General features: G+C 51.6%; 8 protein-coding genes and 1 tRNA gene. 4 read left to right on the top strand and 5 right to left on the bottom strand.

Translation table 11 applies throughout. The annotated features are described in order from the left end of the window. Positions 1–312: 312 nt before the first annotated feature. The gene (locus R6U67_RS06240; RefSeq protein WP_410251743.1) at positions 313–1,065 is read right to left on the bottom strand and encodes a PEP-CTERM sorting domain-containing protein; all 753 of its coding nucleotides are present in this window, start codon (positions 1,063–1,065) and stop codon (positions 313–315) included. Positions 1,066–1,592: 527 nt separating this feature from the next. After that, a complete protein-coding gene (locus tag R6U67_RS06245) occupies positions 1,593–2,831 on the bottom strand; it encodes an aminotransferase class I/II-fold pyridoxal phosphate-dependent enzyme (RefSeq protein WP_410251744.1) in 1,239 nt (412 codons plus the stop codon). A 123-nt stretch (positions 2,832–2,954) separates the two neighbouring features. Between R6U67_RS06245 and R6U67_RS06250 the strand changes: the two genes are divergently transcribed. Together R6U67_RS06250 and R6U67_RS06255 are read left to right on the top strand one after the other, a co-directional pair. Then, a complete protein-coding gene (locus tag R6U67_RS06250; RefSeq protein WP_410251745.1) occupies positions 2,955–3,806 on the top strand; it encodes an acyl-CoA desaturase in 852 nt (283 codons plus the stop codon). 186 nt (positions 3,807–3,992) lie between these two features. After that, positions 3,993–4,066: transfer RNA gene (locus R6U67_RS06255), tRNA-Arg, on the top strand. 137 nt (positions 4,067–4,203) lie between these two features. On the opposite strand, the gene R6U67_RS06260 is transcribed toward R6U67_RS06255, so the two are convergent. The 3 genes from R6U67_RS06260 to petH form a co-directional block, all read right to left on the bottom strand. Continuing rightward, positions 4,204–4,983 (bottom strand): photosystem II S4 domain protein, encoded by a 780-nt coding sequence (locus R6U67_RS06260; protein WP_410251746.1) that lies wholly within the window; start codon positions 4,981–4,983, stop codon positions 4,204–4,206. A 62-nt stretch (positions 4,984–5,045) separates the two neighbouring features. After that, a complete protein-coding gene (locus R6U67_RS06265; protein ID WP_410251747.1) occupies positions 5,046–5,555 on the bottom strand; it encodes a hypothetical protein in 510 nt (169 codons plus the stop codon). Positions 5,556–5,778: 223 nt separating this feature from the next. Then, positions 5,779–7,026, bottom strand: coding sequence for a ferredoxin--NADP reductase (gene petH / locus R6U67_RS06270; protein WP_410251748.1), 1,248 nt, complete (start codon positions 7,024–7,026; stop codon positions 5,779–5,781). Between the two features lie 315 nt (positions 7,027–7,341). Between petH and R6U67_RS06275 the strand changes: the two genes are divergently transcribed. Further along, positions 7,342–8,061, top strand: coding sequence for an NnrU family protein (locus R6U67_RS06275; RefSeq protein ID WP_410251749.1), 720 nt, complete (start codon positions 7,342–7,344; stop codon positions 8,059–8,061). Positions 8,062–8,103: 42 nt separating this feature from the next. Continuing rightward, complete coding sequence (locus tag R6U67_RS06280; RefSeq protein ID WP_087706276.1) at positions 8,104–8,460, top strand: thioredoxin family protein; 357 nt, start codon at positions 8,104–8,106, stop codon at positions 8,458–8,460. Positions 8,461–8,949 lie beyond the last annotated feature (489 nt).

The raw sequence follows: 8,949 nt of genomic DNA on the forward strand, positions 1-8,949 counted from the left end.
ATCTCGGACGTTGAAAAGCAGCATTTAGACCGATATTGCCAACTCACGGAGCGCAATCAAACCGACGTTTTGCGTCAATACATTAGAAGTCTAGGCATTGATGGGGCATTGAACCCCATCAACGCCCCCGCTATTCCTCCCGACACTGACCCTTCGGGTACAGTGCGGGGCTCCTAGCGGTTAAGCTGAACGATATATCAAAACCCCCCAGTCCGGCGAAAGGAGGCCAAGACTGGGGGGTGATGAAACCTTTAAACATCTGTTGAGCGGAACCTGGGGGGACTCAATCGATGTTCCATTGAGGGTCAGGAATTAGCTGTCGCGACGACGACGTAGGCTGGCGAATCCACCGGCCATGGCGGCTAAGCCAAAGACGACAGAAGGCTCGGGGACACCGGCGCTAGCACGTTTAGCTTGTGCCGAGAGAACCATGTCTTGGAAGTCACGGTCGTTGTTATTACCGCGATCGTCAATCCCTAAGGCGAGGGAGCCGGCGAGGGGATTACCACTGATGAAATCTTCAGGATTGTCGAAGGTTTGAGTGTCGTTATTCTGGCTACCATCGAAAGCACCATGAGAGCCAAAGACGAATTGCTGGGTATTCTCGCCTCCAAAGGAGTTCAGGCTATTGCTAGAGAAGACGGTGTTAACGAGGCTACCATCCGAACGGCGACTGGCTAGCCCAAGAGCATATTCAACGTTAGCTTTGAATATGTAGGAAGCGGTGGAATTTGCAACGACGCTACCAGCACCACCGCTGGTTCCCACCCAGCCGGTTGTGGCATCCTGTCCGTCGTCGGCTTGATCGGTTTCGGAAAATAGGGTTTTGACTTCCGTGGTGGTGGTTCCATCGACTTCGTAGATGCCTAGGCTAGAGACGTAGGCGCCAAAGGTGTTGCCAAAGTCGAAGGTCACTTCGGTGTCTTCGGTAAAGAGCAGCCCGTCGGTTCCGAATTTTTCACCCGAATTCATACTGAATGCTGCTGCTGGTGCTGCCAACGCACCAAGGGCGAGTGAGGCACTGAGTATGGGGGCTGTATAGGTGAGTGCTGTTCGTAGTTGCATGAGAGAGTCCTCCAGGTTGGATACTTTAAATATTAGGGATGTTTGGGTCGTTGTGCCGCGATCGGAATAGAGACTTTGCTGTGTTTTCGATCACATTCATTGCCAGAACGCCGGGATTCTTTAGACGATGCACTTAGAATAATTCAGTTCCCTGATTAAAGTTAGAATTAACTGGAAAACTGACGGGAGCTCTGTAGACTTGAACACAGCCAAAAGTTGTCTGGGAGCTTTCCCTGAGAACCGGAAACCCCCATGTCGTGGGGAAATTCAGATTCCTAATTACTATATTAACGAGGATACGGAGGTTGTCTGCAAGGATTCAATAAACTTTATGTGAAGCTTGTGTAAAATACCTACGAAATTGCTGGTAAACACGTATTTAGTTCGTTGCAATAGTTGTGTTGTACGTGTTTACGCGCAAGTATGTTAAACCCCTTCAAAAGTAGGGTGTAATTGCTGATTATAATGAGGTTTTAGTAAGAAACCTCAGTGTATTTACTGAGGTTCGGTCTAGGATGCGTCGTGGATTAGTGCTGTTCGAGGTTCTGAATCGCTTTAATGGCGTCTTCGAGGGCGATCGCCACCTGAGTCCAATGACTTCCGCCCTGGCAAAAGACTACGTAGGGATCACGCAGAGGACCATCGGCGGAGAATTCTGAGGTACTCCCATCAATAAAGGTTCCCCCTGCCATGACTAGGGGCGTCTCATAACCGGGCATTTCAGCGGGAATGGGGTCGAGATAGGAATCGATGGGAGAGTTGCGTTGGATGGCGCGACAGAAGGCGATGAGTTTTTCAGGACTGCGGAGGGCGATCGCCTGAATAATGTCCCGACGAGGCTCATCGGGTAGGGGTTTGACCGAATAGCCCAAGTCATGAAAGGCTTGCGACAGTAAATAGGTTCCTTTCAGAGCTTCACCGACCATCTGAGGAGCCAGGTAAAATCCTTGATAGAGAAGACGGTTCTGCTCAAAGGTGGCTCCGCCTTCACAGCCAATTCCGGGGGCCGTTAGACGACAGGCCGCCTGTTCGACCAATTCTGCCCGTCCGGCTACATACCCCCCCGCCGTGACGAGGGTTCCTCCCGGATTTTTAATTAAAGAGCCGGCCATTAAGTCGGCGCCAACGGCTGTCGGTTCACGGGTTTCGACAAATTCCCCATAGCAGTTATCGACAAAACAGACCGTCTGAGGGTTTTGCTGTTTAACCCACTTAATGATTTTTTCGATATCATCAAGAGACAGGCTATCACGCCAGGCATATCCACAGGAGCGTTGGATTAACACCAAACGTGTTTCTGGCCTTATGGCTGTGGCCAATCCGTTCCAGTCTATGGTTCCATCGTCCGTAAGAGGCAAGACCCGATACTTTACTCCCCACTCCGCCAACGATCCTTGACCCGAGCCGCGAACCCCAATCACTTCCTCAAGTGTGTCATAGGGCGCTCCGGCGATCGCAAGCATCTCGTCCCCAGGTCGCAAAACACCATACAAGGCGCAGGCGATCGCATGAGTCCCCGAAACCATCTGCACTCTCACCAAAGCCGCTTCGGCCCCCATCACTTCAGCAAAGACACGATCAAACGTGTCGCGGCCGAGGTCGTCATGTCCATATCCCGATACACTCGCAAAATGTCGCACACCAACGCGATGATTTTGGTAGGCTGTTAAGACCCGTCGCAGATTCTTCTCGACGCGATCATCTATAGCCGCAAAGGAGTCGTCGAGGCTTCTCCGTAGCTTTGTTAAATCAATCTTAAGATTCATGAGTTTAGAGCCAGATTAGAGTACAGGAGACACAAGGAAATCTAGTTTAGCTCTTTGTACCGATATTCTGATACAATCCAACAGGTCGTCCTGAAAATGGAACAAACATTACGAGGTTAATGCATGACAGTTGCAACACCCCAAAAACTTTCACTGAATTGGTTTGCAGTCATCTGGATTGCCACCATTCACTTGTTAGCGTGCTTAGCGTTTTTCCCGAGTACCTTTACCTGGGCTGGCGTTGGTGTAGCCCTATTTTTACACTGGGTCACAGGGGCCTTGGGCGTCACCATGGGATGGCATCGTCTCATCAGCCACCGCAGTTATGAAGTCCCCAAATGGCTCGAACATTTCCTAATGTTCTGTGGAACCCTCTCATGTCAAGCGGGTCCCTTGGACTGGGTTGGTATGCACCGCATTCATCATAAATACTCTGATACCCCTGCCGATCCTCACGATTCCAATAAGGGCTTTTGGTGGAGTCATGTTGGCTGGATGTTCTTCGAGATTCCCGCCAAGGAAGAAGCCTCCAAAATGATCAAGGATATTGAAGACGATCCCGTCTATCAATTTTGCCAAAAATTCTTTATTCCGATTCAAGTTGTCCTTGGAGTCATCCTGTATTTCTTGGGCGATTACTTGGTTGGAAATGGAATTTCCTTTGTCGTTTGGGGTGTCTTTGTCCGCATGGTTGCGATGTTCCACTGCACCTGGTTTGTCAACAGCGCCACCCACAAGTTTGGCTATCGCACCTACGAATCCGGTGATGATTCCCGTAACTGCTGGTGGGTTGCCCTCGTCACCTATGGCGAAGGTTGGCACAACAATCATCATGCCTTCCAGTACTCAGCTCGTCATGGGTTGAAATGGTGGGAAATTGATGTCACCTGGATGATGATTAGTGCCTTAAAAGCAGTTGGCTTGGCTAAGAAAGTCAAAATGCCTCCCAAAAATCCACGGACGGTTTCGAGTTGACCTATCTTAGAACCCTCTGAGCTGTTTCACGCTCTAATAACCCGGCTTTCTAGCAAAACCGGGTTTTTTGTGGTCTTAGTGCCAAGATTGACTGGGTTTCTTGACCTTCGTGCTAAGAATGATGCCAATAATTTCAAGACAGGGGTTGCTTTGTCGGATGATTAGGGCTACAATGGAGGGATATGAGGGCATGTAGCTCAGTAGGATAGAGCATCAGATTCCGGTTCTGAGGGTCGGGGGTTCGAATCCCTCCATGCTCGTTGCCATGAAAGCCGCTTAGGAACAAATGTCCTAAGCGGCTTTTGTGATCCTGACTTGAAGCCACAGCCGTCAAAGATTGCCTGATAGGATACTCTACGTTGGGAGAGAATCCCCCAATTGCCAGTTGCCTTTAACTTTAACGAAAACGGGTTAAAGCCACCCGATAGCGTTGCTTCTTGGTGATGGAGACGTCCCCCACTTGCAAGCGTCCTTTGCCACGAATAGCAATTAAATCACCGGAACTGACGTTATAACTCGGCTGGGTGATGTCTTTCCAGTTGACGCGGACATCGCCACCGCTAATCAGGCCCGCCATTTTACTGCGAGACATCCCAAACCCCGCTGAGGCGATCGCATCTAACCGCAGGGAGGCTTCAACGGTGGTCATTTGCTTGGTCTTCGGCGGCTGCACCCGTAACTCATTTAACTCAATGGCCCGAGTTTTCACAGGAACCGATCGCACCTGCGTTAAATTCATCTCCAGGAACTCCACCAACTCCGGAACCACCAGCACCTGAGCGCCTCGTTCCCCGAGAACCAAAATATCGCCAGTTTTCTCCCGCACCAGTCCCGTTCCCAACATTGACCCCAAAAAGTCGGGATGGCTGGCGGTATCAAAGAGGAAGTTTCCCGCCACCTCCAGGGCCGCCACCTCAACCTGAGAGGGGTCGAGAGGTAAATCCGAGCGGGCGATCGCCAACCGCTGCCGTTCGGCTTGAGGGTAACCCCCCCAGGCAACCATTTGTAGCTCTGTTAGCTTCTCAAACAGCCCCTGCGCCTCGAATAACTCCGGCGGCGACAGAAAATCCGTTTGACTGATTTCCCAGGTGCGCAGAGCCTCCTCGGCGCGGTCTAAGATTTTGGTTAAGGTCTCGCGGTGTTCAACGGCTTTGAGGAGTTCATCTTTGGGCAGCATAGAGAGTTAATATCAATCGTGAATTTGGAGAAATCGCCGGATTGTCCGGTGTTTAGCGGCGTTTAGCGGCTGCTTTGCAGGGTTTGCAGACTCAGGGGACGAGCGCGGCGGACGATGGGAAGCACATCGGCGAGTTGGAAGCGAGATCCTTCGATAACCAGGAGATATTCGCCCCGCTCCAGGCGATCGCGATAGGTTCGCGAGTCGCCAAAGCCCAACACCGCCCCTAACCCTCCACTGGCCAAAAGCGCCCCTAAACTGCCACTAATGGCTCCCAGGAAGCCGCCAATCACCTGATTTCCCGTGACACCGGCCCAGGGAAAGGTTTGTAACCCGGTAATAGCGTTAAAGGTAACGCCGCCAAAAAAGCCAAAGGGAATCAACCAGGTCATCATGCGGAAGGCTCGCTGCTTGGCGTTTTCATTGGGATCTTCGAGATCAAAATCCTGCTCGGTTTGATACCCAGTCCCGAAAATTCTTAGGTTTTTCTGAGGAAACCCCGCTTTTTCCAGGTCGGTGTAGACAGTTTCAGCTTGAATGCGATCGCCAACAACGGCAACTAAATACTCCATGAGTGTTCAACTCTGTCAGTCCAAGTATGGGGTCTATACTCTAGCGTACCAGGTTCTCCGAGGGCGATCGCCGGGAGTCCCCAGACAAAAAACAAGCGGTTGCAGCAGGAGTCCCGGCAGAGAACCCTGTTGCAACCGCTCTAATCCAAGCAAAATCAAGACAACGAAAACAAGACCTAGAGGTAGAATCATCTACCTCTATCCAATCGTCAACCCGTTGACCTTAATAGGTTTCAACGTGCCAGCGATGATCTTTCTTGAGTTGCTTGCGGTAATCATCCCAGTCAACCCCTTGTTTCGAGGCGGCCGAGGCCATGCCTTCATCAATACCGCCTTCCATGCCTTTGAGACCACAGATGTAGGTATGAGTATTCGGCTGTTGAACCAAATCCCAAACTTTCTCGGCATTCTCTTGAATCCGGTGTTGCAGATACATTTTGCCACCTTCGGCGTTTTTCTGCTCCCGGCTAATGGCGTAGGTCAACTCGAAGTGGTCGGGATACTCAGCCTGCAATTGTTCGAGTTCCTCTTTGTAGAGGATGTTGGCGGTGTAGGGAATCCCGAAGATTAACCAGGCTTTACCTTTGAATTTGTAATCTTCGTGATGTTCCTTAAACATACGCCAGAGGAAGGCCCGGAACGGGGCAATCCCAGTTCCCGTCGCCATCATGATGATGTTGGCATTCTCGTCGTCCGGCAGCAGCATATCCTTGCCGACGGGGCCAGTGATACTGACATCATCGCCCTCGTTCAAGTCGCAGAGGAACTTCGAACAGACCCCGTACACGGTTTCGCCGGTTTCAGGATGCTGATATTCCAGTTCCCGCACACAGAGAGAGACGGTTTTGTCATCCTCATCATCTCCATGACGAGTCGAGGCGATGGAGTACAGACGTAGCTTTTGGGGTTTCCCTTTCTCGTCTTTTCCGGGGGGGATGATGCCGATGCTTTGGCCTTCGAGGTACTCGAGATCACCACCTGAGATGTCAAATTTAAGATGTTGAACTCGTCCCGAACCCCCTTCGCGGACCAGTCCCTCGTTGCTTAGGCACTTTCCGACGAATGGGTTTTTCGGGCGGTAAATGTTGACGGGAACTTTCTTTTTTGCGGAGGATTTAGCCGAGGTTTTCCCTTTGGCTTCTCCCTTGGTTTCCGGTTTGGCTTGAGTCATGGGTTTGCTCGCTTCTGCGGGTTTGGACTCCTGGGTGCTAGACCCATTGGCAGAGGCGGCTTGGTTATTCCAGTCTTCACCGGTGAGGGGGCGGATGTTGACGATTTTGCCACCGAGGCGAGTGATGCGCTGCATCTCCTCGTTCATGCGGTTGTAGGGGACGGTCATGGTTTGTGTCCCACTGCGGCGAATCGGAGCATCTTGAGCGTTGCCATCTTGGCCTAAGCCTTCGACTTCGTAGACAAAGAGGCGATTTCCGGCAACGGTGTTATTCCCACCCGAGGCGTTTGGATTGTACATGAGTGACTTATTATCAGAACCCTAGTTAACAAGTTGCCGTTGTCACGCTCCTGCATCGTCTTGCTGTACCGTTGATCGGCCGGCGAGGGTGAGGCAGGCAATTAGGTGACAACAGCTACAATCCTCTATTCTAAAGGGTTTCGCCCGAATAACCAAACCAACCTTCAGAATAGACTTTAGCCAATGTCTGCGGGTACAACTGTGATTCTGGTATCATTTTGCTAGGTTTTTTGGATTTTTAGGCTCAAGCCGTCGCATTGATGCCCCAGTTTGAGAGGGATCAGGCGATTTTGGTTTGGGTGGGGGATTGACGGGATGGATGTGAATTTGAGTTGGTGGACGACCAGTCATTGGCGAATGCTAGGGCTGTTGCTGGGGTTTGCGATCGCTCACAGCGGTTTGGCGGCCCTGCGGCCCTGGGGAGAGTCTAAGATTGGGGCGCGACTCTATCGGGTGCTGTTTGCCCTGGTGAGTTTGCCCTCGGCGGTGATCTTGGTTGCCTACTTTTTTAGCCATCGCTATGATGGGGCGCAGCTGTGGATGGTTCAGGGGGTTGAGGGGGTTAAACCCCTGGTTTGGATACTCTCGTTTGTCTCGTTCCTCTTTCTTTATCCGGCGACGTTTAATTTGGTGGAAGTGGCCGCTATTGCCAAACCCCAGGTTCATCTCTATGAGACGGGGATCATTCGCATTAGTCGCCATCCCCAGATGGTGGGCCAGGTGATCTGGTGTGTGGCCCATACTCTCTGGATTGGCACCAGTTTTGCGGTCGTGACGTCCCTGGGCTTGATTGCTCATCATCTGTTTGCTGTGTGGCATGGCGATCGCCGCTTAGCCGCTCGCTATGGGGAATCCTTTGAAACCCTGAGATCGCGAACCTCGGTGATTCCCTTTTTGGCGATCGCCCAAGGAGAGCAAACCCTGGTCTGGCAGGAGTTCCTTCGCCCGGCGTATTTGGGGGTGATCGTCTTTGTCTTGGGATTTTGGTGGGCTCATCCCTGGTTAATGCGTGTCACGGGGAACATACCCTGGTAGCATGATCCCAGAGCAATATAAAGAAGTTAATAAATCTCAATTATGTCGTTGTCCGTTAGCGAGCAGCGTTTCAAGGAAGAAGTTTTACAATCTGAGATTCCGGTCTTAGTGAACTTCTGGGCTCCTTGGTGCGGCGTGTGTCATCTCATTCACCCCCAGTTGACACAGTTTCGTCGCGAGTATGGCGATCGCATCAAGATTGTTGATGTTAACGCCGATGAGAGTTTACGTCTAGCCAGTACCTACCGTTTAGCCACTCTACCCACGCTCCTGTTGTTTGATGGCGATCGCATCGTCGAGCGCATTGAGGGCTTCCAGGGTCGCGATAGCTTGCGATCGCAATTGTTACAGATGGTTGAACAATACGCGGGCGATCGCTCCCTCGCTCTGCCATCCTAGAGATTGGCGAATCTGCCCCCGTTAAACATCAGCCAACCGGCCGGTTCGCTGGCCGTCACCTCCCGTCGAGATGGCCACTGAGGAGATCTCGACGGATGTTTGTCACGGATGCCTGTTGCTGTCGGCCTCAACCGCCTCCGTTGGCTCCCCAAGGGCTGTTTTTTAGCGAATTCCGAGGGAATTCTTGGCTGAACCGTAGCGACTCTTGGAGAGCGATCGCCTCATCTGACTCCCCAACCCTGAAAAAAAAATTTCAACAACCCACCAGAGTTTGACGTTTTCGTTCGATGCGTGTGTCACAATAGGAGCGTCATTTTGTCTGAATGTCAGCACCCCCGGCTGAAGCACGGGGGCTTCGTGCCCTCCCCTTCAGGTAGCTGACCAGCTTAAGCCTTAACTGGCTACGTTCAGAGCAAGAGTTAAAGTTCCTACCCGGGAATGCGTGCTAGTTCCCGGCTCTAGAACCGAATCGTTAAACAGTCCTAAGGG

This window comes from Sodalinema sp. (assembly GCF_046483825.1).
Taxonomy (GTDB): domain Bacteria; phylum Cyanobacteriota; class Cyanobacteriia; order Cyanobacteriales; family Geitlerinemataceae; genus Sodalinema.

Excerpts from the sequence above, each read along its gene's own strand:
- R6U67_RS06280 (WP_087706276.1), top strand. The coding sequence starts at position 8,104 with ATGTCGTTGTCCGTTAGCGAGCAGCGTTTCAAGGAAGAAGTTTTACAA.
- R6U67_RS06250 (WP_410251745.1), top strand. The coding sequence starts at position 2,955 with ATGACAGTTGCAACACCCCAAAAACTTTCACTGAATTGGTTTGCAGTC.
- R6U67_RS06245 (WP_410251744.1), bottom strand. The coding sequence starts at position 2,831 with ATGAATCTTAAGATTGATTTAACAAAGCTACGGAGAAGCCTCGACGAC.
- R6U67_RS06260 (WP_410251746.1), bottom strand. The coding sequence starts at position 4,983 with ATGCTGCCCAAAGATGAACTCCTCAAAGCCGTTGAACACCGCGAGACC.
- R6U67_RS06265 (WP_410251747.1), bottom strand. The coding sequence starts at position 5,555 with ATGGAGTATTTAGTTGCCGTTGTTGGCGATCGCATTCAAGCTGAAACT.
- R6U67_RS06240 (WP_410251743.1), bottom strand. The coding sequence starts at position 1,065 with ATGCAACTACGAACAGCACTCACCTATACAGCCCCCATACTCAGTGCC.
- petH (WP_410251748.1), bottom strand. The coding sequence starts at position 7,026 with ATGTACAATCCAAACGCCTCGGGTGGGAATAACACCGTTGCCGGAAAT.
- R6U67_RS06275 (WP_410251749.1), top strand. The coding sequence starts at position 7,342 with ATGGATGTGAATTTGAGTTGGTGGACGACCAGTCATTGGCGAATGCTA.